The sequence below is a fragment of the Streptomyces sp. NRRL F-5755 genome (assembly GCF_001279365.1).
Lineage (GTDB): Bacteria > Actinomycetota > Actinomycetes > Streptomycetales > Streptomycetaceae > Streptomyces > Streptomyces rimosus.
Window position 1 is genome coordinate 49011 of sequence record NZ_LGCW01000255.1, and the last position, 22591, is coordinate 71601.

Here is a 22591-nt window from a genome sequence, read left to right on the forward strand (position 1 = left end):
GTCAGGTATTGACGCTTAGCCCGCCCGGTGCCACAGTCGGCCCGTAACTGACGAGCCGTCAGTTAGTCGCGTCAGGGCGGACGAGGGACGGTGAACCTCCGTGGAATTCGGGCTGTTCGTACAGGGTTACGTACCTGCCGCGCGGGCGAAGGTGGACCCCGAGGCGGAGCACCACGCACTGCTGGAGGAGACCGAGTACGTCATCCAGGCCGACAAGTCCGGCTTCAAGTACGCCTGGGCCTCCGAACACCACTTCCTGGAGGAGTACTCGCACCTGTCGGCCAACGACGTGTACCTGGGCTACCTCGCGCACGCCACCGAACGCATCCACCTCGGCTCCGGCATCTTCAACCCGCTGGCCCCCGTCAACCACCCGGTCAAGGTCGCCGAGAAGGCCGCCATGCTCGACCACCTCTCCGGAGGCCGCTTCGAGTTCGGCACCGGGCGGGGCGCGGGCAGCCACGAGATCCTCGGGTTCATGCCGGGCGTCACCGACATGAACCACACCAAGGAGCTGTGGGAAGAGACCATCGCCGAGTTCCCCAGGATGTGGCTCCAGGACGAGTACCAGGGCTTCCAGGGCAAGCACTGGCAGCTGCCGCCCCGCAAGGTCCTGCCCAAGCCGTACGGGCCCGCCCACCCGCCCATGTGGTACGCCGCCGGCTCGCCGTCCTCGTACGCCATGGCCGGCAGGAAGGGCCTGGGCGTGCTGGGGTTCAGCGTGCAGAAGGTCGCCGACATGGAGTGGGTCGTCGAGTCGTACAAGACGGCCGTGAAGGAGGCCGAGCCGGTCGGCGCGTACGTCAACGACAACGTCATGGTGACCTCCACCGCGATCTGCGCCGAGACGCACCAGAAGGCCGTCGAGATCGCCGTCGGCGGCGGGCTCAACTACCTCCAGTCGCTGCTGTTCCGCTATCACGACACCTTCCCGCGCCCCGAGGGCATCCCGGAGTGGCCCGAGCTGCTGCCCGAGTACACCGAGGAGATCATCGAGCTGCTGATCGCCGAGGAGCTGATGATCTGCGGCGACCCGGACGAGGTCTTCCGGCAGTGCAAGCGCTGGGAGCAGGCCGGCGCCGACCAGCTCTCCTTCGGCCTGCCCATCGGCGTCTCGCGCGAGGACACCCTCACCACCATCCGGCTGATCGGCGAACACGTCATCCCGAAGATCGACACCGACCCGGTCCACCGGACCGCCCGCTTCCGGCAGGGCGCCGCCTGACCAGGCCGCCATCTGCGCAGACCGCCGCCCGGCCAGGCCGTTTGAGCGAAAGGGACCCGGATGCTGGACCACCTGATCAAGGGCGCCACCATCGTCGACGGCACCGGCGCCCCCGCGTACGAGGCCGACCTCGCCGTACACCAGGGCCGCATCGCCGCCCTCGGCCGGATCACCGACCCCGCCCGTACCACCGAGGACGCCCACGGCCTCGTCCTCGCGCCCGGCTTCGTCGACCCGCACACCCACTACGACGCCCAGCTCTTCTGGGACCCCTATGCGACTCCTTCCATGCACCACGGCGTCACCACCGTCGCGGGCGGCAACTGCGGCTTCACCCTCGCCCCGCTCAACCCGGACCGGCCTGACGACGCCGACTACACCCGCCGCATGATGAGCCGCGTCGAGGGCATGTCGCTGGCGGCGCTGGAACAGGGCGCGCCGTGGAACTGGTCCACCTTCGGCGAGTACCTGGACGCCCTGGAGGGCCGCACCGCCGTCAACGCGGGCTTCATGGTCGGCCACTGCGCGCTGCGCCGCCACGTCATGGGCCCCGACGCGATCGGCGGGCAGCCCACGGATGCCCAGTTGGACGCCATGCTCCGGCTCTTCCACGACGCCATGGACGCGGGCGCCTGGGGCCTGTCCACCACCCAGTCGTCCACCCACGCCGACGGCGACGGCCGGCCGGTCGCCTCCCGGCACGCCCGCCCCGCCGAACTCCTCGCCCTGTCCCGCGCGGTCGCCGAACACGAGGGCACCCAGCTCGAAGCGATCGTCGCCGGCTGCCTCGACCGGTTCGCGGACGAGGAGATCGACCTCCTCGTGGAGATGACGGCCGCCGCCGGACGCCCGCTCAACTGGAACGTGCTGACCATCGACAGCGCCGTACCGGACCGCGTGCCCCGCCAGCTGGAGGCGAGCGAACGCGCCCGTAAGGCGGGCGGCCGGATCGTCGCCCTCACCATGCCGATCCTCACCCCGATGAACATGTCCCTGCGCACCTTCTGCGCCCTCAACCTCATCCCCGGCTGGGGCGACATCCTCGCCCTGCCCGTACCGGAGCGCATCGCCCGGCTCCGCGACCCGGCCGTACGGGAGGAGATGCTGCGGCGCGCGGCGAGCGAGGAGGCGGGCGTCTTCCGGCGGCTGACGGACTTCGCCCGGTACGTCATCGGCGACACGTACTCCACCGCGAACGCGGGCCTCTCGGGCCGTGTGGTCGGCGACATCGCCGCCGAGCGCGGCCAGGAGCCCTTCCACTGCCTGGTCGAGATCTGTGCCGCGGACGACCTGCGCACCGTCCTGTGGCCGATGCCCACCGACAACGACCCGGAAAGCTGGGCGCTGCGGCAGCGCACCTGGCAGCACGAGGACGTCATGCTGGGCGGCTCCGACGCGGGCGCCCACCTGGACCGCATGTGCGGCGCCCCGTATACGACCCGTTTCCTGGGCGACTGCCTGCGCGGCCGCAAGCTGGTGGACCTGGAGACGGCCGTACGGATGCTGACCAACGACCCGGCCCGGCTGTTCGGGCTGCGCGACCGCGGCCGGATCGCCGTCGGCTGCCACGCCGACCTGGTGCTCTTCGACCCGGAGCGGATCGAGGCGGGCCCGGCCACGCTGGTGCACGACCTGCCGGGGGACAGCCCGCGGCTGGACTCGCGGGCGGCCGGGATCGTGAGCGTACGGGTCAACGGCGTCGAGACGGTACGGGACGGCGAGGTGACCGGGGCGGTGCCGGGGAAGGTGCTGCGGTCGGGGCGGGACACCGAGACGGTGCGTACGCGGTGAGCGCGTCCCCTGATGTGTCCCCCGAGCGGCTGCTGATCGGCGGCGAGTGGACGGCCCCCGACCGCGGGCACTACGAGGTGATCGACCCGGCGACCGAGGAGGCCGTCGGACTGGCGGCGGAAGCGAGCCGCGAGCAGGCGTACGAGGCGGGCCGCGCGGCGCGCGAAGCGTTCGGACCGTGGTCGCGCACGGCGCCCGAAACCCGGGCGCGGGTCTTGGACCGCGCCGCCGAAATCCTGGCGCGCAACCTGGACCCGTACGCCCGGCTCGCGCGCGCGGAGACCGGCGCGACGGCCGGCACGGCGCGCGCGATGCAGGTCGGCGTCGCCATCGCCCGCCTCAAGCGGTACGCGCGCGGAGCGCTGGAGCCTGTGGAGACCCCGCTGCCGCCGCAGATCAACGAAGCGGGCCCGTTCGGAAAGGCCGCCGTACTGGGGGCGCTCGCGGTCCGCCGCCCCGTGGGCGTCGTCACCTGCATCACCTCGTACAACAACCCATGGGCCAATCCGGCGGGCAAGATCGCGCCCGCCCTGGCCATGGGCAACACGGTCGTGATCAAGCCCGCCCCCCAGGACCCGCTCTCCGTCCACCGCCTGGCCGAGGCGCTCCAGGAGGCGCTGGACGAGGCCGGGGCACCACCCGGTGTGCTGAACCTGGTGACCGGCCGGGACCCGGCGGTGGGCGAGGCCGCGGTCGACTCCCCGGACGTGGACATGGTCAGCTTCACCGGCTCCACGGCCGTCGGGCAGCGCATCGCCGAGGTCTGCGGCCGGGGCATGAAACGCCGGCTCATGGAGCTGGGCGGCAAGGGCGCCGCGCTGGTCTTCGACGACGCCGACCTGGACGCGGCGGTGGCCGGCATCGGCACCACGTACTCCTTCTACAGCGGGCAGATCTGTACGGCACCGACGCGCGTGCTCGCCCAGCGCGGCATCCACGACCGGCTGGTGGAGCGGCTGGCCGGGTACGCGGCGCGGCTGAAGATCGGCGACCCGGGGGAGCGGGACACGGTGGTCGGCCCGCTGATCTCCGCCGCCCACCGCCACCGCGTCGAGTCGTACATCGAACTGGGCCGCAAGGAAGGCGCCCGCCTGATCACCGGCGGCGACCGCCCGCCCCTCCCGCGCGGCTTCTACGTGGCCCCCGCCCTCTTCACCGACTGCGCCCCCGCCATGCGCGTCGTACAGGAGGAGATCTTCGGCCCGGTGGTCGTCGTCCTTCCTTTCTCCGACGAGGAGGAGGCCGTCACGCTCGCCAACGACACCGAGTACGGCCTGCTGGATTACGTGTGGTCCGGCGACGTGGCGCGCGCGTTCCGGGTGGCGGGGCGGCTGCGCGCGGGGGGCGTCGGCGTCAACACGGTCGGCCGCAACATGGAGGCGCCGTTCGGCGGCTTCAAGCGGAGCGGGGTGGGGCGCGATGTCGGCTCGTACGCGCTGCACGCGTACAGCGAGACGCAGGCGGTGGTGTGGCCGGGGTGAGGCCGGAGGGACCCGGGCGAGAACGGGCGGGAAAATTTTGAAACGGGACGAAACGGGCGGGGCTGCGGTTCCCGCAGTCCGGAACTCGACGGTGCGGCCTTCAAGTTACCGCCCGTAACGCGCTGCTGGCCTTGTAAACCTCAACAGGTAAACGTTTCGCGCCTCGCGAAGCGAGGAATCCGGCGCCGCTCAGGGGTGGATCTTCGGCCCCGCGATGCGGAAACAGCAGCCCTTAACGTCCTGTTCATGGTTCAGGTAGACCCCCGGCTCCCGGCCGGAGACACGGTAACGAGGGCCGGCGGCGCGGCCGGTGACGGCGCCGGTGCGACCCGCGGCAAGGGCCTGAGCGGCAACTCCGTCGGCCTGCTCGGCAGTGCCGTCATCGGCGTCTCGACCGTCGCGCCCGTCTACTGCCTGACCTCGACGCTCGGGCCCACCGTCGGCGAGGTCGGCCTCCAGATGCCGGCCGTCTTCCTCGCGGGCTTCCTGCCGATGCTGCTGGTCGCCTTCGCCTACCGCGAGCTGAACAAGGCCGTCCCCGACTGCGGCACCTCCTTCACCTGGTCGGTGAAGGCGTTCGGCCCGCGCATCGGCTGGATGTGCGGCTGGGGCCTGGTGATCGCCACGATCATCGTCCTCTCCAACCTCGCCGGCGTCGCCACCTCCTTCTTCTGGCTCCTGCTCGGGGAACTCACCGGCAGCGACGCCATCGCCGCGCTGGACGGCAACAAGGCCGCCCACGTCCTGACGTGCCTGGCCTTCATCGCCCTCGCCACGGCCGTCAGCTACCGCGGCATGACCGCCACCAAGGGCGTCCAGTACGCACTGGTCGGCCTCCAACTCGCCGTACTCGCCGTCTTCGTGGCCCTGGCCTTCGCCAAAGCGGGCTCCGGCGACTTCCCCGGCTCCCTCCACTTCTCCCTCACCTGGCTGAACCCCTTCGCCGTCCAGTCCTTCTCCGCCTTCACCGCGGGCCTGTCCCTCTCGATCTTCATGTTCTGGGGCTGGGACGCCTGCCTGACCGTCAACGAGGAGACCGCCGGCAGCGCCAGGACCCCCGGCCGCGCGGCCCTCCTCGCCATGGTCGTCCTCATCGGCTCGTACCTGCTGACCGCAGTCGCCGCCCAGATGTTCTCCGGCGTCGGCACGAAGGGCCCCGGACTCGGCAATCCCGACACCGCCGACAACGTCTTCGCGGCCCTCGCCCACCCGGTGATGGGCCCGGTCCTCGGCGTACTCCTCTTCGTCGCGGTCCTCGCCTCCGCCGCCGCCAGCCTCCAGACCACCTTCATCCCGGTGGCCCGCACGGTCCTGGCGATGAGCGCCTACGAGGCCCTGCCCCCGTCCTTCGCCCGCGTCCACCCGCGCTTTCGCTCACCGGCCCGCGCCACCGTCGCGGCGGGCATCGCCACCGGCGTCTTCTACGCGGGCATGTCGTTCCTCTCGCAGAACGTCCTCGTCGACACCATCTACGCCCTCGGCCTCATGATCTGCTTCTACTACGCGATCACGGCCTTCGCCTGCGCCTGGTACTTCCGCCGCGAACTGCGCAGGTCCACCCGCGACCTGCTCTTCAAGGGCGTCTTCCCGCTCCTCGGCGGCGTGCTCCTCACCGCCGTCTTCACCAAGACCCTCATCGACATGTGGAACCCGGCCTACGGCTCCGGCAGCTCCGTCCTCGGCATCGGCTCGGTCTTCGTCATCGGCGTCGGCCTGCTGCTGCTCGGCTTCGTGCTGATGCTGGTGATGCGGCGGCGCAGCCCGGCGTTCTTCCGGGGCGAGGTGCTGGGGCGGGGGACGCCGGCGCTGGTGGTGGAGGAGTAGAGCCCGCGCGAGCCGTCCCGCCCTCCCGTCTCGGCCAGATTGCTAGCATCCTAGTTGGCTAGGGTGCTAGCCTCCCATCGTGGGTGATGAGGAAGTCAAGCAGTTCAACGTCTATCTGCCGGTCCCGCTGATCAAGCAGCTCAAGTACCACGCCCTCGACACGGGCAGCTCCCTGTCCGCCCTGGTCGCGGACGCGCTGCGCGCCTACCTGGACGAGCACGGTGAGCGGAACCGGGATACGAGGGGAAAGGGGAAGCGGGATGGCGAGTGAGGTGGCCGAGATGGCGTCTGAAGGAGCCAAGATGACATCTGAAGGAGCCGGGATGGCGACCGAGGGGGTCGAGGCCGTCTTCCTGGAGACGCACAACTGGGGCAAGGCCGCGAGGTTCTTCCAGTCCCTGGGCTACGAGCTGGAATTCGAGACCGGCCACAACTCGGGCCAACTGCGCAACGGTGACGGGCCGTACGTCTTCATCGCCGAAGTGCCCGAGGACCGCGAGCCCGGAATGCGGCCCGTCCTGAAGGTGCCGGACGAGGACGCGTTCCGCCCCGGCCCGGACGTCGAGATGGTCACGCCCTTCGAGGACACCCACTTCGGGACCAGGATGGCGACCGTCCGCGACCCCGACGGACGGCTGTGGAGCCTCCAGGCTCCCGCCAAGAGCTGACCGGCCGGGGGAGACGACACCATGCCGAACGAGGTCACCGAGGCGCCCGACAACACCGCGGTGCGCTGCGCACTGTGGCGGGCCATGCACGTACGGGTCGATGCGGCACCCCACGTACTGGAGGACGAGGTCGGCCTGCGCCTGGTGGACCCCGGTGACGACTGGCCGGAGCGCCCGGACATGGACCCCGCGGCCACCCGCGCGTTCCGGGCGGCGATGGTGGCCCGCGCCCGGTTCGTCGAGGACCTGGTCGCCGAGCAGGCCGAGCGGGGCGTCACCCAGTACGTCATCCTGGGCGCCGGCCTGGACACCTTCGCCCAGCGCAGGCCCGAACTCGGGGCTCGCCTGCGGCTTTTCGAGGTCGACCAGCCGGGCACCCAGGCATTCAAGCGCCGACGGCTGACCGAACTCGGCTACGGCATTCCGCCATGGCTGCACCTGGTGCCGGTCGACTTCGAGGCGGGCGAGTCGTGGTGGGAGCGGCTGACCGCGGCCGGATTCGACCCGCACCGCCCGGCGGTCATCGCCTCCACCGGCGTCAGCATGTACCTCACGAAGGACGCGATCAGCGCCACGCTGCGCCGGATCGCCGGCCTCGCACCGGGATCGACGCTCGCCCTGTCCTTCCTGCTGCCCGCCGAACTCCTGGAGGCAGCGGACCGGCCCGGCCTCCGCACGAGCCAGGAAGGAGCACGCGCCTCCGGCACACCGTTCGTCAGCTTCTTCTCCCCGCAGGACATGCTGTCCCTGGCCCGCGAAGCCGGCCTCGGGAACGCCCGCCACGTGCCCGGAGCCGCACTCGCCGAGCGCTACTTCGCCGGCCGTACGGACGGGCTGCGGCCGTCCAGCGGCGAGGACTTCCTGCTGGCCACTGTCCGACCCGGAAACGGTCCCGGGGCGGCCCCGGGACCGTGACCATGCCCGCACGCGCCGGGAATCAGCCGCCCAGTACGGCCTTCAGATCCCCCAGCCCCGCGCCGACCGGAATGAGCTGCCACAACTGGCTGTCCCGGTTCGGGTCGCCCTCCTTGGCGAGCGGCTGCTGCTCCACGACCGCCTTCTCCGTACCGTTGAAGCCGCGCGGCGTCAGGTAGAGGCCGCTCTTGCGGTTCTTGACGGCGACGGAGCCGATTCCGGCCGGTTCTATGCGCCAGACCTTGAAGTTCTTGGCGAGTTCGGGACGGTTGGTGTCCTGGAAGTTCCACTGCTCGACGGCCGCGCCCGGCTCGCTGTTGTAGTCGACCACGTTCAGATACAGCCCGCTGTGGCGGTTGCGGGCGTGCGCCTCGAAGACATCACCCGCACCGGCGGACGACAGGATCCAGGTCTGCGCCGCCAGCCCCGACAGCGGACGCAGCCCCTGGAGCTCGGTCAGCTTGGACGGGTCCTTGCTGTCCCCCTGGACCCCGAGGAACAGGCCGCTCTTCTGGTGACGGAAGAGGAAGGCCAGAGTCACATCAACAGCCATGGGAATACCTCCCGTTGAGTGCGCTCGGAGAGCGGGCGCGGCCTCACCGGCCCCGCCCCTCGTTTTCGGGTTGTGTCTATGAGGGGGCGTTGGGGGGCACAAGGGCGCGGAGTCGCCAGGGGGCGCGGGGCTGAGATGTGGTGGTCTGTGCGGGACCGGGGTTCGGCGGCTCGATCAAACGGCCACCCGCCGCTCCCGCACCGCCCGCCGGGTCTCCTCCTCGACCAGGTCGAAATTGATCTCCCCCGCCGCGCGTACGCCCATGGCGGCGGCGCCGCTGACCGTGGCCATCGGGTCGGCGACGTTGCCCGCCACCCATACGCCGGGGACGCCGGTCGCGCCACCGGGCCGGGCCGCCACGTAGCTCCCCAGCACAGCACCGTCCCCCATGACCGTCTCCGCCATCTCCAGCCCCAGGCTCTCGACCACCTTGGCCCGTACGTCGAACCGCGCCGCGATCACGAGGGCCCGGCAGGGCACCACCGTCCCACCGGCCAGCTCAACCCCCGAGATCCGGTCGTCGCCATCCTCTCCCCGACCAGCGACCTCCAATCCCGTCACTTCACCATCCACCACGGCAATGCCGCGCGCGGCGAGCTGCTCATACTCCTCATCCGACGGCTCCGGCCCCGTGTGCAAGAAGAGGCGCACGTCGTCGCTCCACTGCCGCCACAGCAGCGCCTGCCGCACGGCCATCGGCCCGGTGGACAGCACGCCGATCGCCTGGTCGCGGACCTCGTAGCCATGGCAGTACGGGCAGTGCAGCACGTCCCGCCCCCACCGCTCGGCGAGCCCGGGGATGCCGGGCAGCTCGTCCACCATCCCGGAGGCTACGAGCAGCCGCCGAGCCCCCACGGCCGTCCCGTCACCGAGCGCGACACGAAACCGCCCCTCCCCGACCGCCTCGGCCGCAACCACCTCGCCCTCCACGACCTCACCGCCGTACCGAGCGACCTCGGCCCGCCCCTCGGCCAGCAGCTCGCCGGGCGGCACCCCGTCCCGCGACAGGTAGTTGTGCGATGCCGCCGCCGGTGCGTTACGCGGCCGCCCGGCATCCACCACCAACACGGACCGCCGCGCCCGCCCCAGCATCAGGGCCCCGGACAGCCCTGCCGCACCACCGCCGACCACAACGACGTCGTAGGAGCGGCCGTTCTCGGCCCTCTGCTTCTCTTCCACGCTCATTCGCACTACCTCCTTCATGGGAGGCCGACAGTGCGCCCGGTACGTACAGTTCGGCAAGCATCCTTGCCAATACGGCAAGCCTACGGTCGTTACCCGGCTCCGAACTCATACTGCAACTCGTAAAGGTGCCCGGCCTTCGCCATGACGCTGACCTCGATGGGCCGGTCCCCCTCGCCGTACACCACGCGCAGCGTGCGCAGCACGGGCAGGTTGCCCGGCAGCTGGAGCGCCGCGTTCTCCTCCTGGGTGGGAACGCGTGCGGACACCCGGTCCACGCTGCGTACGGGCGGGTGGCCCAGCCCGGCGAGCAGCGTGGGCGTACCACCCCTGATCCTGCGGAACTCCGTGATCGCCGTACCGCGAGCGATCTCCACGGGGTAGTACGACGCGACGAGCTCCACCGGCTCGTCCCCCATATACAACACCTGCCGCCGCAACACCGCCGTACCACCGCCCGCCGACCCCAACGCCTCGGCCACATCAGCGGGCGGCACCACTTCGCGGACCTCCAGTAGGCGACTGTGAGCCTGGGCTGCTGGCTGTGGTGTGGGGCTCAGGACTTTGTTGCCGCTACGTTCCGCACTCGTTCGTTCAGATCGCGTACCGCCCTGGCGCGGAGATGCGGACGGATGCGGCTGCGCAGGGTGGCGAAGTGGGCGTCGCCGCGGGCGGAGGAGATCTCCGTGTAGTCGTCCAGGAAGCGGTGCCATGTCGCGCAGGCCGCGTCGAGGTGGCCCAGTTCGAACTGGCGCTGGGCGAGCAGGGCGTGGGAGTGGGCACGGCCCTGCCGCTCCTGCGAGGGCTGGGCCTTCAGGGAGCTGTGCATGGCCTTGACCGAGCCGGGCAGATCCTTGAATTCGTGCAGCACGTGGGAGACGTGGAAGAGGTACGCCGACTGGTCGTAGCCGCCGATCGACTCTCGGCGGGAATCCGCCTTGGACAACGCGCTCTCCGCCTCCCGCAGCCGGGTGATCGCCGTGTGCCGGTTCCCCGTCATCGAAGCGGCGTGCGCCTGTTGCCCGCGCAGGAAGGCCACCAGGCGCGGCCCGGCCGAGGGGGCCGCGGCCGCTGCCGAGTCGGCCAGATCCAGGGCCTTGGCGCCGTAGCCGAGACTGGAAGCCTGGAGGGACATGCCGCGCAGCGTGCGGCAGTACGTGAGGTGGTCGTGTGCCTCGCCCGCCAGGTGGAGCGCCTTCACGTAGTAGCGCTGCCCGAGGCCGTGCGCCCGCTCGTACATCGCCATCCAGCCGGTGAGGTACGTCAGGTCCGCCGCAGCCGCGAGCAGGTCGCGGTGCACCCGTTCCGTCGCCGGCGCCGTCAGCCACGGCCCCACCGAGTTCACCAGGAACGCCGCCGCCATCGGCCGTGCGTGACCGCCCCCGAATTCGTCGAGGATGTCCGCCACCCGATCGGTCACCGCACGGACCGTCTCGACCTGGGCCGGGCCCACCCGTCCCGTCCTTCCCGGCCGTACCGCCGCTTCCGCCCGCCCGGCAAGGTCGGCGAAGAGCGGTACGGCCAGCGCGGCGGAGTAGAGACCGGCCTGGAGGACACCCCTGCGGGAGGGATCCATGTCGTCACGACTCAGGTCGAGGAGTTCTTCGACGGCCGACCCGTCCCCCGGCCGGGCCCCGCCCGGGGGAGCGGGGAAGCCGGCTTCGGCGTGGGTGACGGGACGTCCGAGGCGCCTGGCCAACGCTTCCAGGACGACGGGCCTGACCTGCGGCCTCGGCATGGTGCCGGAGAGCCAGTGGGCAACGGCCGACTGCTCGTAACGGAGAGTGAGACCGGCCTCCGCGCCAGCGCGGTTCACCGCGTTGGCGAACTGCTGACCGGACCACGCGGCCTCCCGGAGCAGGCAGGTGAGCTTCGTGTTCGATGTGCGCCGACTCGTCGCCATGTTCAACTCCCGCCGGTTTTCATGGCTTTCATCTTCACGCCTGCCTCCCACGGTACCCGCGCGGGCACCACGCAGGGTTACCTCGGTGCACGGACAGGCCACCACGGACGAGGTGGCCCGGTACCCAGGTGACCAGAAGGAACGGTGAGGATCGTGGAGCCACGGGAGCTGGCGGGCACGGCGTCAGCGGGCGTCGACTTCGAGGCGGCGCGTCACACCATCGGTGTGATCAAGGCCCAGTTGGGGAGCTGCTCGGCGAAGGAGGAAGCGGAGCAGCTGATGGGCGAGGCCCGGATCATTCTGGCCGCGCTGATCCCGCTGGTCGAGGAGCGCGCGCGGCAGCTGCCGTGCGCGTCGCTGGAGTGCCGACGGGCCTGCGACACCGTCGCCCGTGCTCGCACGGCCCTGACCTGGACGCACACGAGCAGCAGCATCACGTACCTCGGCTACGTCGTCCATGTTGCGGGGCACCTGCTGGGGTATTTCCCGGTCGGGGGGCCGGATACAGGGGAAGGTGATTCCCGGGCAGCGACTGAGGAGCCGACGCGGTAGCGGCTTACTTCCGCCACGCCCCGGGTGGGACATCAGCGGAACTGATCTCACAGATAGGGAAGAAGACATGAGCCACGTTGACGACGCCTCCGCACTTCCCGTGATGTGGTGGAAGTCCACGTACAGCGACAGCGGGGCGCAGTGCGTCGAGTGCGCCATCGTCGACACCGGGACGGTGGCCGTGCGGGACAGTAAGGACCCGAGCGGAGCGGCGTTGCTGTTCAGTCGCGGGTCGCTGTCCGCGTTCGTTGCCGCTGCGGCCACGGGGCGGTTCGGTGGTCTTGGATAGGTAGCTTCTACGGCCCGCCGCGCACGCCGCGTGGCGGGCCGTTGTGTGTCAGGCACGGCCCAGGAAGACCGGATTGGTCATGGCCACCATCGGACCCGGCACCCCCGGAGTGGTGGACGGATGGCGGACCTCGGCGCGTACGTATGTGGCGTTGGCCGGGGTCGTGTGCCAGGTGACCGGGCCGGATGTGGGGAGGGGGGTGGTGAAGAGTTGGCCTTGGTCGGTTAGGAGGCGGGCTGTGCAGTTGGGGGGTGCTCCGGTCACGTGGAGGTTGACGGTGACCTCGGCGGAGTCTTGTACGGGGAGGCGTTCGCCGATCGTGGCGTGTTCGGCCTTGGGGCCGGTGGCGGTGAGGGTGAGGGTGAGGGCGGAGGATTCGGCGAGGTAGGTGCGGCCCTCGCGGATGCCCGTGAGGATCGCTTCGCGGGAGAGGGTGTCGGCGAAGACGACGGTCTGGGGGAGGCCGATGACGTCCGGGTCGCGGTGGGCGTCGCTGTGGCCCACGGCGGGGAGGAAGCGGCCCCGGCCCTGCGCGTACGCCACCAGCGCGTTGTCCCATTCGGCGATGGCCACCTCGTCGTCCAGGGTGAAGGGGCCGTTCCAGACCTCGACCGCGTCGGCCTCCTCGTAGCCGAACTTCCAGTTGCAGCCGATGCAGGTGGCGTGCGGGTGGGCCGGGACGACCAGGCCGCCCGCGCGGCGGATGCGGCGGGCGAAGCGGGGGAAGGCGTCGTCGCGGGCCCGGTAGCGCCAGTCGATGAAGACGCCGGGGTCGGTGCCCATCGCCACCACGTGGCCGTTGCGGGTGGTGACTTCCTCGCCGGTGAGGACGAGGAGGTCGTCGCCCCAGAGTCCTTCCCACTCCCGGTGCGAGGAGGTGGTGTTGTGCTCGGTGGTGGTGATGAAGTCCAGGCCGGCCGCGCGGGCGAGGGCTGCGATCTGGGCGGGGGTGCGCTTGCCGTCGGAGTGGACGGAGTGGAGGTGGCTGTCGCCCCGGTACCAGGAACGGCCGCGGCCCTTGGCGCGTTGGGGTGGGTAGGTGGGGGTTCGGGGAGCGGAAGGGGGGCCGTAGCGGAGGGTGATGGTTACTTCGTAGGTGAGACCTTGTGGGGCGACGGTGTACGGGCCGAGGGCGATGTGCCACGTACCGGGGTTGACCGGACCGGAGAGGTAACCGGGCGTGGCGTCGTCGGCGCGGAGGAAGAACTCCGTACGCGCGCCGCCCGACCAGCCGCGGAAGCCGCGCCCGCCCAGTTCCGTACCGCGTTCGTCGAAGATGCCGATGTCGCAGGCGTTGCCCGCGGTGCCGGGCGGGGTGGTGGGGCGGTCGTAGGTGTACGAGACGGCGATCTCGCGTACGCCGGGCGGGACTTCCACGGGGAGGTAGACGTAGTCGGGGGCGCCCACGGGGAGGCGGCCGGTGATCTTACGGGTTTCCTCGCCGGTGGTGCGGGCGTCGGCCCGGGACTCGCCATGGGCCCCGCCCTGGGCGGGCCCGCCGTCGGCTGCCGCGAAGTTCACACCGTTCAACGTAAGCGCCGCGGCGGCTCCCGTCACCAGGAGCGCGCGGCGTCCGAACGGGCCGCTGGTTCTGTCGTCGTCGCACATGAGGCATCGCTCCCGGGTAGGCGTGGCGGAACCGGCGTACGGAGACATGCGTGAGCCTTCTGAGACCTTCCCAGACCTTCGTATTGAGGCGTGAACGGGCGGACAAGGGAAGGGGGCGGGGCGGGGACGCTCTCGTGTGGCGGCGGGGAGCGTGGCGTGAAGCGCGGTGGGTTCCCCGGACGCCCCCGGACGATCCCCGGGCGCCCCGTGGGCGCCTCATGGACGCTGCCCGTCCTCAGCGGTAGGAAAGGGGCACTGCCGACACGCGGGAGGTACGCCCAGCATGCGGATCTCGACCACCATCTTCCTGACCGACGAAACGATCCGGCCGGACCGGCTGGCCCGGGAACTGGAGCAGCGCGGTTTCGCCGGGCTCTACCTCCCCGAGCACACGCACATTCCGGCCACGCGCGACACGCCCGCCCCCATGGGCGAGCCGCTGCCCCGTGAGTACGGGCGCACCCTCGACCCGTTCGTGGCGCTCGGGCAGGCCGCCGCCGTCACCGAGCGGCTGACGGTCGCCACCGGCGTCACCCTCGTCGCCCAGCACGACCCGATCACCCTGGCCAAGCAGATCGCCACCCTGGACTTCCTCTCCGGCGGGCGCTTCACGCTCGGCGTCGGCTACGGCTGGAACGTGGAGGAGGCGGCCGACCACGGGGTCGAGTGGTCGAAGCGGCGCGCGCTGGTACGGGACCGGATGCGGGTGATGCGCGCCCTGTGGGCGGACGAGCCGACCGCGTACGAGGGCCGGTTCGCGTCCGTACGGGCCAGCCTGGCGCACCCGAAGCCGGTCAAGGGCGCGCCGCGCACGCTGCTCGGCGGCGCGGCCGGGCCCCGGCTCTTCGCGAGCGTGGCGGAGTTCGCGGACGGCTGGCTGCCGATCGGCGGCGGGGGCCTGGGGGAGGCGCTGCCGGAGCTGCGGCGGGCGTGGGCGGAGGCGGGCCGGGACGGCGAGCCGCTGGTGGTGCCGTACGCGGTCCAGCCGTCGGCCGGGAAGCTGGCCCGGCTGCGGGACCTGGGCGTGGAGGAGGCCGTCGTGGGGCTGCCGGCGGCGAGGGAGGGAGAGGTGCTGCGGGCGTTGGATGAGTTCGCGCAGTATTTGTAGGGCGCGCAGCATGCGTGGGGGCGGAGAGGCATGTGCGGACGGCCGTCCCTTCGGCCCACTCCTCCCGCCCAGGCTGCCCGCCCCGCCCCCGGAGGGAACCTCCGTCTCGCGTGATCAGTGGCACACCGACCCGGGGGGATCGGTCGGCGGCGCTGTCGGTGGTCGCTCGTATGCTCGTTGGATGACTAGCAGCGCGCAGGTACCCGGGCAGGGGACGGACCCGGTGGCAGTCCCCGCCGACACCACACCTCCCGTCACCGCCCCCACCGCCAACGCCATGCGCCGCGCCCTCAAGCGCGCCCGTGACGGCGTCGCGCTCGACGTCGGCGAGGCGGCGGTGCTGCTCCAGGCGCGCGGCGACGACCTGCGGGACCTGTGCGCCTCCGCCGCCCGGGTGCGCGACGCCGGGCTTGAGGCGGCCGGGCGCCCGGGTGTCATCACGTACTCCAAAAGTGTGTTCATCCCGCTCACCCGGCTGTGCCGGGACAAGTGCCACTACTGCACGTTCGTCACGGTGCCCGGCAAGCTGCGCCGCGCCGGCCACGGCATGTTCATGTCGCCGGACGAGGTGCTGGACATCGCCCGCCGCGGCGCCGAACTGGGCTGCAAGGAAGCGCTGATCACGCTCGGCGACAAGCCGGAGGACCGCTGGCCCGAGGCCCGCGAGTGGCTGGAGGCCGAGGGGTACGACTCCACCATCGCCTACGTACGCTCCATCGCCATCCGCATCCTGGAGGAGACGGGGCTGCTGCCCCACCTGAACCCGGGCGTGCTGTCCTGGACGGACTTCCAGACGCTCAAGCCCGTCGCCCCGTCCATGGGCATGATGCTGGAGACCACCGCCGAGCGCCTGTGGAGCGAGCCCGGCGGCCCGCACTACGGCTCCCCGGACAAGGAACCGGCCGTACGGCTGCGCGTCCTGGAGGACGCCGGGCGGTCCAACGTGCCGTTCACGAGCGGGCTGCTCATCGGCATCGGCGAGACGTACGAGGAGCGCGCCGAGTCGCTGTTCGCGCTGCGCAAGGTGCAGCGCGCCTACCACGGCATCCAGGAAGTCATCGTCCAGAACTTCCGCGCCAAGCCGGACACGGCCATGCGCGGCATGCCGGACGCGGAGCTGGAGGACCTGGCCGCCACCGTCGCCGTCGCCCGGCACATCCTGGGCCCGTCCGGCTGCCTCCAGGCCCCGCCCAACCTGGTCGACTCCGAATACGCGCTGCTCATCGAGGCGGGCATCGACGACTGGGGCGGCGTCTCCCCGGTGACGCCCGACCACGTCAACCCCGAGCGGCCGTGGCCCCGGATCGAGGAGCTGGCCGAGAAGTCCGCCGCCGCGGGCTTCGAGCTGCGTGAGCGGCTGGCCGTCTATCCGGAGTACGTACAGCGCGGTGAGCCCTGGCTCGACCCGCGCCTGCTGCCGCACGTCCGCGCGCTGGCCGACCCGGAGACCGGGCTGGCCCGCGAGGACGCCGTGGTCGAGGGCCGCCCCTGGCAGGAGCCCGACGAGGGCTTCTCGATGAGCTCCACGGGCCGTACGGACCTGCACCGCACCATCGACACCGACGGCCGCACGGCCGACCGCCGCGACGACTTCGACGAGGTGTACGGCGACTGGGACGCGCTGCGCGAGGCCGCGGCGCCCGGCATGGCGCCCGAGCGCATCGACACGGATGTCCGCGCCGCCCTGGCCCGGGCCGCCGACGACCCCACCCAGCTCACCGACGACCAGGCGCTCGCCCTGCTGCACGCCGACGGCCCGGCGCTCGACGCCCTGTGCCGCATCGCGGACGACCTGCGCCGCGCCACGGTCGGTGACGACGTCACGTACATCGTCACCCGCAACATCAACTTCACCAACGTCTGCTACACCGGCTGCCGCTTCTGCGCCTTCGCCCAGCGCCGCACGGACGCCGACGCCTACACCCTCTCCCTCTCCCAGGTCGCCGACCGCGCCCAGCAGGCGTGGGACGTGGGCGCGGTCGAGGTGTGCATGCAAGGCGGCATCCACCCCGACCTGCCCGGCACCGCGTACTTCGACATCGCGCGCGCCGTCAAGGAACGCGTCCCCGGCATGCACGTCCACGCCTTCTCGCCCATGGAGGTCGTCAACGGCGCCACGCGCACCGGCCTGTCCATCCGCGAGTGGCTGAGCGAGGCCAAGGCCGCCGGCCTGGACACCATCCCCGGCACCGCCGCCGAGATCCTCGACGACGAGGTCCGCTGGGTGCTGACCAAGGGCAAGCTGCCCACCGCCACCTGGGTCGAGGTCATCAAGACCGCCCACGAGCTGGGCATCCGCTCGTCCTCGACGATGATGTACGGCCATGTCGACCAGCCCCGGCACTGGCTCGGCCACCTGCGGCTGCTGGCCGAGATCCAGCAGGAGACCGGCGGTTTCACGGAGTTCGTGACGCTGCCGTTCATCCACACCAACGCGCCCGTCTACCTGGCCGGCATCGCCCGCCCCGGCCCCACCACCCGCGACAACCGCGCCGTGACCGCCATGGCCCGCGTCCTGCTCCACCCGCACATCACCAACATCCAGACCAGCTGGGTGAAGCTGGGCACCGAAGGCGCCGCCGAAATGCTCCGCTCCGGGGCCAACGACCTGGGCGGCACCCTGATGGAGGAGACCATCTCCCGTATGGCGGGCTCCAGTTACGGGTCCTACCGCTCCATCCAGGACCTGATCGCCATCGCGGACGCGGCGGGCCGCCCGTCGCGCGCCCGCACGACGACGTACGGACCGGTGGCGGCGGAGCGCGAGGCGGCGGCGCTGGCCTCGGACGGGCATCTGCCGGAGCTGTTGCCGGTGGTGGAGTAACGACGGGCCCGGTCCGGGAGAGTAACGGGAGGTCCCGGGAGCGGCCCTCTCCGGCTACGGTTGCGCGCGGAGCCCGCCGGGGGAGAGCGGGCCCGGGAGGTGACCGGTGGACCGTAGACGGCTCTCGCGCCAGGAGCTGATCCGCGCCCGGCGCGGGGACGGGTTCGTCGGCCGCGAAGGCGAACTGGGCGCGTTCCGGGCCAATCTCGCCCGGGACCCGGCCGATCCGGACTTCCGCTTCCTGCACCATCTGCACGGCCAAGGAGGCGTCGGAAAGACCTCCCTGGCGCAGCGGTTCGAGCAGATGGCACGCGAGCTGGGCGCGCTGACCGTGTACGTCGACGAGTCGGTGCACAGCGTCCCCGAGGCGATGGCCGGGATCAGCGCCCGGCTCGGCCGCCAGGGCAGCCCGCTGAAGTCCTTCGACAAGCTGCTGGCCACGTACCGGGAGCGGAGGCACGAGGCGGAGGCGGCGCTCGCCGGGCCGGACGAACCGGGCGGCGAGGCACCGCCGTCGACCGGCAGCATGATCATCGCCAGGGCGGGGGTGGCGGGCCTCGGCCTGATCCCGGGCGTCGGACCGTTCGCGGGCGCGGTGGACTCCACCCAGCTCGCCCGCGGCACCGACCGGCTCCGCGGCCGGATCGGCGCCCGGCTGCGCAACCACGACGACGTACAGCTGGTGCTGTCCCCGGTCGAGGTCTTGACGCCGGTCTTCGTACGGGAGCTGGGCGAGGCGGCCGACGCCGTACCCGTACTGGCGCTCTTCTTCGACACGTACGAGGCGACCGGCCCCCTCCTGGACACCTGGCTGCGCGACATCCTCTTCAGCGACCGCTACGGGCCGCTCGCCCCGAACATCATGGTCACCCTGTCGGGCCGGGACGCACTGGACCGGCGGTGCTGGGCCGACCACCTGGAACACGTCACGGACGTACCGCTGGACGCCTTCACGGAGGCCGAGGCGCGCCGCTACCTGGCGGCCAAGGACATCACCGACCCGGACACCGTCGACGCCATCCTGCGCCTCTCCGGCGGCCTCCCCGTGCTCGTCTCCACCCTCGCCGGAAGCAGGCCGGGCGCCGCGGACGCCGTCGACGACCCCAGTGACACCGCCGTCGAACGCTTCCTGAAGTGGGAGACCGATCCGGTACGCAGAGAAGCCGCGCTGGCCGCCGCCCTGCCGCGCCACCTGGACGAGGACGTGTACCGGGAGGCGGTGGACGCGGAGGCCGCCGACCACTTCGGGTGGCTGCGCACACTGCCGTTCGTCTCCGAGCGCGGCGGCCGGTGGCAGTACCACGAGGTGGTCCGCACGGCGATGCTGCGACTCCAGCGGCGACGGTCGCCGCGGGTCTGGGGGGAGCGGCATGGGCGGTTGGCGGAGGGGGCGCGGCGGTTGGCGGAGGAGTGTGCGGGCGGCAGGGACCTGGCCAGGTGCCGGCGGGACGAGCGGTGGCGGGAGCTGCGGCTCCGGGAGATCTACCACGGGCTCTGCGCCGACCCGCGGGACTTCCTGGCCGAGGCGTTGTCCGAGGTGGCAGGCACCGTCGAGTACGAGACCACCGCCGTACGCCCGGTCGCGGAAACCGTCTGGCAGGCGGGCGAGGACGGGGACGCACCCGAGGTACGCGACTGGGGCAGGCGGCTGACGGCAGCCCTCGACGGGCCGGACGGCCTCGCCGGGGTCCTGACGGAGCTGCTCGGCGGCCCCGGCCTCGACACGGCGGAGCGCGTGGCGATATGCCGGACACGCGGCCGTGAGCACCGTAAAGCAGAACGCTGGGAGCAGGCGTTCGCCGACTTCGACCGGTGTCTGGAAGCGGCGCCGGACGACGCGGACGCATGGTTCGGCCGCGGGCTCACCCACCGCTATCTGCGCCGCTTCGAGCAGGCGGCCGAGGACTTCACCCGGGCCCTGGCCATCGATCCGGACCAGCCGGCGCCGTCCTTCCAGCTCGGCGAGGTCAACCGGCTCATGGGGCGCCATGAGCAGGCGCTGACCCTGTTCGACCGGGTGCTGGAGCGGTTCCCGATACACGCCCCGGCGCACGGCAGCCGCGCCGTCTGCCTGCGCCACCTGGGCCGTTACGAGGAGTCGCTGTCGGGCCTGCGGCGTGCCGTGGAGCTCACCCCCGGGTACTCCTGGGCGTTGGCCGAGCTGGGGATGACCTACGCGGCGATGGGGCAGTACACGATGGCGCTGGCGGAGTTCGACCGTGCGCTGGCGGCCGATCCGGAGTACGCGTGGGCCGCCGCCGCCCGGGGGAGGATCGCCCTCCTCACGGGCCGCCTCGGCGACGCGGTGGCGAACTTCGGCCTGGCGCTGGCCCTCGGGACGGCGAACCCCTGGGCTCCCGCCCGCCGCGCCAAGGCGCATCAACTGCTGGGAGCGGAGGAAGAAGCCCTCACCGACTACGACACGGCCCTGGCCCTCGCGGACACCGGCCGGACCGCCGTGCCCGACGTGTCACGGGCCGTCTTCCTGGCCGCGCGCGCCGGGTGTCTGCGCCGGGCCGGACGGTTCGGCGCGGCGCGGGAAGCCGTCGAGGCGGCCCGGGCCACCGCGCCGGAAGAGCTGCTGGTCCGGTACGAAGCCGCGCTGCTCGCGAGTGCCGTACACGGGTTGCCCGACGCGGCACCCGCCTGGGAGGCGCTGCGGACCGGGGCCCAGGAGGGTCCGCCGACGAGCGATGAGGAGGGCCTGACCGGGGCAACCGCCGTTGCGGTCGTCGCCCGCTGTGCGCTGGGCGACTGGACCGGCGCCCGGGCGGCTGTCGCTGATCTGCTCGGCGGCGGTACGCCGTGGGAGCGCGCGGCCGAGGCGGAGTACGGGGTGCGGGACCTGGCCGGGCTGTGGCGGGACCTGGACGCGTCGGGCGCCGGCCAGTTGGCCGATCTCCGCCGCGTACTCCTGGAGCGGATGACCGAAGCAGCGGCCGTTCAGGCACCGTGACCGCCGCCCTCACCCATCCCCCGTCTCCGCCTCCGCCTCATGCTGAAGGATGCACTGCTGCCACTGCGCCAGCGCCTCCGCGCGGTCGCCGCCGGTGTCCTCGGCGGCTGAGATGAGCGCGTCGGCGGCCATCGCGGCGAGTCGGACGGTGATCTGGCACACGTCGCGCTGGGAGAGCGGACGGAGCAGTTCCACCGCGCCGTCGCTGTCACCGGCCAGGGCGCAGGCGACGACGGCCATGGCGGTGCGGTCCCATTCGAACTCGGGCATGGGGGGAGCATGCCCACCGGGCGCCGGTCGCATGACCTCGGTACGCAGGGGGCACGTCTGTGCTGATCGGGACCGTAGCGATCAAAAGCCTCCGTCAGGGTGACTGTTCGCATAACGTTCCTCGCCCGGTTTTGGCCTTTCTTGGTCGATTACAGTGCTGCGGCAGGGGAGCGTAAGGACCCCGTAAAGGAATGGGCGGCTACGGGGAGGGAACGAACGTGAGCGCAGCGGCAGGCGGCGCGGCCATCTGGGGCCGTACCGAACAGCAGGACTTCCGCAGCCGGGTACGGGGCTGCCTGCTGGGCGGCGCGATCGGCGACGCGCTGGGCGCGGGCATCGAGTTCGACTCGCTGGACGCGATCCGCGAGGCGCACGGCCAGGACGGCGTCACGGACTACGTACCGGCCTTCGGGCGGCGCGGCACCGTCACCGACGACACCCAGATGACGCTGTTCACCGTCGACGGCCTGATCCGCGCCCAGGTGCGCCGCGACACCGGCGCCTGGCACCCGCCCACCGACGTGCACCGCGCGTACCTGCGCTGGGCCGCCACCCAGCGCGACTGGGGCCCCGACGAGCGCAAGAAGGACGACGGGTGGCTGGCCCGCGAGGAGTGGCTGTACGCGCAGCGGGCGCCCGGCCGGGCCTGCCTGTCCGGGCTCGGCGACGACACGATGGGAACGCTGGAGCAGCCGAAGAACCCCGGCTCCAAGGGGTGCGGCGCGGTGATGCGCTCGGCGCCGTTCGGGCTGCTGGTGGGCTGGGAGCCGCAGTTGGTCTTCCAGCTGGCCGTCGAGTGCGCGGCGCAGACGCACGGGCACCCGACCGGCTACCTCGCGGCCGGCGCGTTCGCGGTGATCACCCACTCGCTGGCCCGCGGCGAGGACCTGGACGGCGCCGTGCAGAAATCCTTCGCCCATCTGGCCACCCGGCCCGGCCACGAGGAGACCGCCGAGGCGCTGAAACAGGCGCTCGGCGCCGTACGGCAGGGAATGCCCACGGCCGCCCGCGTGGAGTCGCTGGGCGAGGGCTGGACCGCCGAAGAAGCGCTGGCCATCGGCGTGTACTGCGCGCTGGTCGCCGAGGACGTACGGCACGGGCTGCTGCTGGCGGTCAACCACGGCGGCGACAGCGACTCCACCGGCGCGATCTGCGGCAACCTCCTCGGCACCCTGCACGGCGAGACGGCACTCCCGCCCCTGTGGCTGGCCGAGTTGGAGGGCCGCGCCACGATCCTCCAGCTCGCCGACGACTTCGCCATGGAGATGACACAGGGCCCGGCACTTCACGGCCCGGGGAACTCGGCGCCGGGGTGGTTGGAGCGGTATCCGCGGGCTTAGGGGAGGGGCGGGGGCGGGGCGTTTTACGCGAGGGGGGCGTTCGTGGGGCCCCACATCCCCACGCCCCCGCACCCCCACGCCCAGACCCCCACCCCCCACCCC

The 22591-nt window shown here is 71.9% G+C and carries 18 protein-coding genes and 1 pseudogene; 13 read left to right on the top strand and 6 right to left on the bottom strand.

The annotated features are described in order from the left end of the window. The first annotated feature begins 100 nt into the window (after positions 1-100). The 7 genes from ADK86_RS20085 to ADK86_RS20115 all read left to right on the top strand — a co-directional run bounded on the left by ADK86_RS20085 (position 101) and on the right by ADK86_RS20115 (position 7904). Complete coding sequence (locus ADK86_RS20085) at positions 101-1225, top strand: LLM class flavin-dependent oxidoreductase (RefSeq protein ID WP_053697795.1); 1125 nt, start codon at positions 101-103, stop codon at positions 1223-1225. Between the two features lie 60 nt (positions 1226-1285). Next, a complete protein-coding gene (locus ADK86_RS20090) occupies positions 1286-3016 on the top strand; it encodes an N-acyl-D-amino-acid deacylase family protein (protein ID WP_053697796.1) in 1731 nt (576 codons plus the stop codon). Beyond that, a complete protein-coding gene (locus ADK86_RS20095; RefSeq protein WP_234345943.1) occupies positions 3013-4497 on the top strand; it encodes an aldehyde dehydrogenase family protein in 1485 nt (494 codons plus the stop codon). Before ADK86_RS20090 ends, ADK86_RS20095 begins: the two co-directional genes overlap by 4 nt. A gap of 246 nt (positions 4498-4743) precedes the next feature. Continuing rightward, positions 4744-6321 carry an APC family permease gene (locus tag ADK86_RS20100; protein WP_053697798.1) on the top strand — a complete coding sequence of 526 codons (1578 nt, stop codon included), beginning with the start codon at positions 4744-4746 and terminating at the stop codon, positions 6319-6321. A gap of 79 nt (positions 6322-6400) precedes the next feature. Beyond that, complete coding sequence (locus tag ADK86_RS20105; RefSeq protein WP_053697799.1) at positions 6401-6592, top strand: ribbon-helix-helix protein, CopG family; 192 nt, start codon at positions 6401-6403, stop codon at positions 6590-6592. A 52-nt stretch (positions 6593-6644) separates the two neighbouring features. Then, positions 6645-6989 (top strand): VOC family protein, encoded by a 345-nt coding sequence (locus tag ADK86_RS20110; RefSeq protein ID WP_053697800.1) that lies wholly within the window; start codon positions 6645-6647, stop codon positions 6987-6989. Positions 6990-7010: 21 nt separating this feature from the next. Further along, positions 7011-7904: a class I SAM-dependent methyltransferase gene (locus ADK86_RS20115; RefSeq protein WP_053697801.1), complete on the top strand. Its 894-nt coding sequence runs from the start codon at positions 7011-7013 to the stop codon at positions 7902-7904. Between the two features lie 22 nt (positions 7905-7926). Here the strand turns inward: ADK86_RS20115 and ADK86_RS20120 are convergent, their stop codons facing one another. The 4 genes and pseudogenes from ADK86_RS20120 to ADK86_RS42415 all read right to left on the bottom strand — a co-directional run bounded on the left by ADK86_RS20120 (position 7927) and on the right by ADK86_RS42415 (position 11542). Further along, entirely contained in the window at positions 7927-8457 is a 531-nt protein-coding gene (locus tag ADK86_RS20120) for an RICIN domain-containing protein (protein ID WP_078952131.1), read from the bottom strand. Positions 8458-8631: 174 nt separating this feature from the next. Next, complete coding sequence (locus tag ADK86_RS20125; protein ID WP_053697803.1) at positions 8632-9642, bottom strand: NAD(P)/FAD-dependent oxidoreductase; 1011 nt, start codon at positions 9640-9642, stop codon at positions 8632-8634. Between the two features lie 89 nt (positions 9643-9731). Further along, positions 9732-10172, bottom strand: a pseudogene (locus ADK86_RS20130) (GntR family transcriptional regulator); the annotation flags it as partial. Positions 10173-10195: 23 nt separating this feature from the next. Beyond that, entirely contained in the window at positions 10196-11542 is a 1347-nt protein-coding gene (locus ADK86_RS42415) for a hypothetical protein (protein WP_053697804.1), read from the bottom strand. A gap of 153 nt (positions 11543-11695) precedes the next feature. Here ADK86_RS42415 and ADK86_RS20140 point away from each other — a divergent pair, with 153 nt between their 5' ends. Beyond that, the gene (locus tag ADK86_RS20140; RefSeq protein WP_159393900.1) at positions 11696-12094 is read left to right on the top strand and encodes a hypothetical protein; all 399 of its coding nucleotides are present in this window, start codon (positions 11696-11698) and stop codon (positions 12092-12094) included. Between the two features lie 67 nt (positions 12095-12161). Then, positions 12162-12383, top strand: a complete 222-nt coding sequence (locus ADK86_RS20145; RefSeq protein ID WP_053697806.1) for a DUF397 domain-containing protein — start codon at positions 12162-12164, stop codon at positions 12381-12383. Between the two features lie 48 nt (positions 12384-12431). Here the strand turns inward: ADK86_RS20145 and ADK86_RS20150 are convergent, their stop codons facing one another. Further along, positions 12432-13991: a CehA/McbA family metallohydrolase gene (locus ADK86_RS20150; protein WP_053697807.1), complete on the bottom strand. Its 1560-nt coding sequence runs from the start codon at positions 13989-13991 to the stop codon at positions 12432-12434. 283 nt (positions 13992-14274) lie between these two features. Here ADK86_RS20150 and ADK86_RS20155 point away from each other — a divergent pair, with 283 nt between their 5' ends. The 3 genes from ADK86_RS20155 to ADK86_RS20165 all read left to right on the top strand — a co-directional run bounded on the left by ADK86_RS20155 (position 14275) and on the right by ADK86_RS20165 (position 20879). Beyond that, entirely contained in the window at positions 14275-15099 is an 825-nt protein-coding gene (locus ADK86_RS20155; RefSeq protein ID WP_053697808.1) for an LLM class F420-dependent oxidoreductase, read from the top strand. Between the two features lie 181 nt (positions 15100-15280). Then, positions 15281-17923, top strand: a complete 2643-nt coding sequence (locus ADK86_RS20160; protein ID WP_267888802.1) for a bifunctional FO biosynthesis protein CofGH — start codon at positions 15281-15283, stop codon at positions 17921-17923. 106 nt (positions 17924-18029) lie between these two features. After that, positions 18030-20879: a tetratricopeptide repeat protein gene (locus ADK86_RS20165; RefSeq protein ID WP_053697810.1), complete on the top strand. Its 2850-nt coding sequence runs from the start codon at positions 18030-18032 to the stop codon at positions 20877-20879. Between the two features lie 9 nt (positions 20880-20888). On the opposite strand, the gene ADK86_RS20170 is transcribed toward ADK86_RS20165, so the two are convergent. Then, the gene (locus tag ADK86_RS20170) at positions 20889-21149 is read right to left on the bottom strand and encodes a hypothetical protein (RefSeq protein ID WP_030591370.1); all 261 of its coding nucleotides are present in this window, start codon (positions 21147-21149) and stop codon (positions 20889-20891) included. 191 nt (positions 21150-21340) lie between these two features. Here ADK86_RS20170 and ADK86_RS20175 point away from each other — a divergent pair, with 191 nt between their 5' ends. Further along, positions 21341-22489 (top strand): ADP-ribosylglycohydrolase family protein, encoded by a 1149-nt coding sequence (locus ADK86_RS20175; protein ID WP_053697811.1) that lies wholly within the window; start codon positions 21341-21343, stop codon positions 22487-22489. The last annotated feature ends 102 nt before the right edge of the window (positions 22490-22591 follow it).

What these genes read in the sequence shown, in the direction of transcription:
- ADK86_RS20120 (WP_078952131.1), bottom strand. Translation starts at nt 8,457, where the DNA reads ATGGCTGTTGATGTGACTCTGGCCTTCCTCTTCCGTCACCAGAAGAGC.
- ADK86_RS20145 (WP_053697806.1), top strand. Translation starts at nt 12,162, where the DNA reads ATGAGCCACGTTGACGACGCCTCCGCACTTCCCGTGATGTGGTGGAAG.
- ADK86_RS20160 (WP_267888802.1), top strand. Translation starts at nt 15,281, where the DNA reads ATGACTAGCAGCGCGCAGGTACCCGGGCAGGGGACGGACCCGGTGGCA.
- ADK86_RS20175 (WP_053697811.1), top strand. Translation starts at nt 21,341, where the DNA reads ATGGGCGGCTACGGGGAGGGAACGAACGTGAGCGCAGCGGCAGGCGGC.
- ADK86_RS20125 (WP_053697803.1), bottom strand. Translation starts at nt 9,642, where the DNA reads ATGAGCGTGGAAGAGAAGCAGAGGGCCGAGAACGGCCGCTCCTACGAC.
- ADK86_RS20155 (WP_053697808.1), top strand. Translation starts at nt 14,275, where the DNA reads ATGCGGATCTCGACCACCATCTTCCTGACCGACGAAACGATCCGGCCG.
- ADK86_RS20115 (WP_053697801.1), top strand. Translation starts at nt 7,011, where the DNA reads ATGCCGAACGAGGTCACCGAGGCGCCCGACAACACCGCGGTGCGCTGC.
- ADK86_RS20090 (WP_053697796.1), top strand. Translation starts at nt 1,286, where the DNA reads ATGCTGGACCACCTGATCAAGGGCGCCACCATCGTCGACGGCACCGGC.
- ADK86_RS20150 (WP_053697807.1), bottom strand. Translation starts at nt 13,991, where the DNA reads ATGTGCGACGACGACAGAACCAGCGGCCCGTTCGGACGCCGCGCGCTC.
- ADK86_RS42415 (WP_053697804.1), bottom strand. Translation starts at nt 11,542, where the DNA reads ATGGCGACGAGTCGGCGCACATCGAACACGAAGCTCACCTGCCTGCTC.
- ADK86_RS20170 (WP_030591370.1), bottom strand. Translation starts at nt 21,149, where the DNA reads ATGCCCGAGTTCGAATGGGACCGCACCGCCATGGCCGTCGTCGCCTGC.
- ADK86_RS20110 (WP_053697800.1), top strand. Translation starts at nt 6,645, where the DNA reads ATGGCGACCGAGGGGGTCGAGGCCGTCTTCCTGGAGACGCACAACTGG.
- ADK86_RS20100 (WP_053697798.1), top strand. Translation starts at nt 4,744, where the DNA reads ATGGTTCAGGTAGACCCCCGGCTCCCGGCCGGAGACACGGTAACGAGG.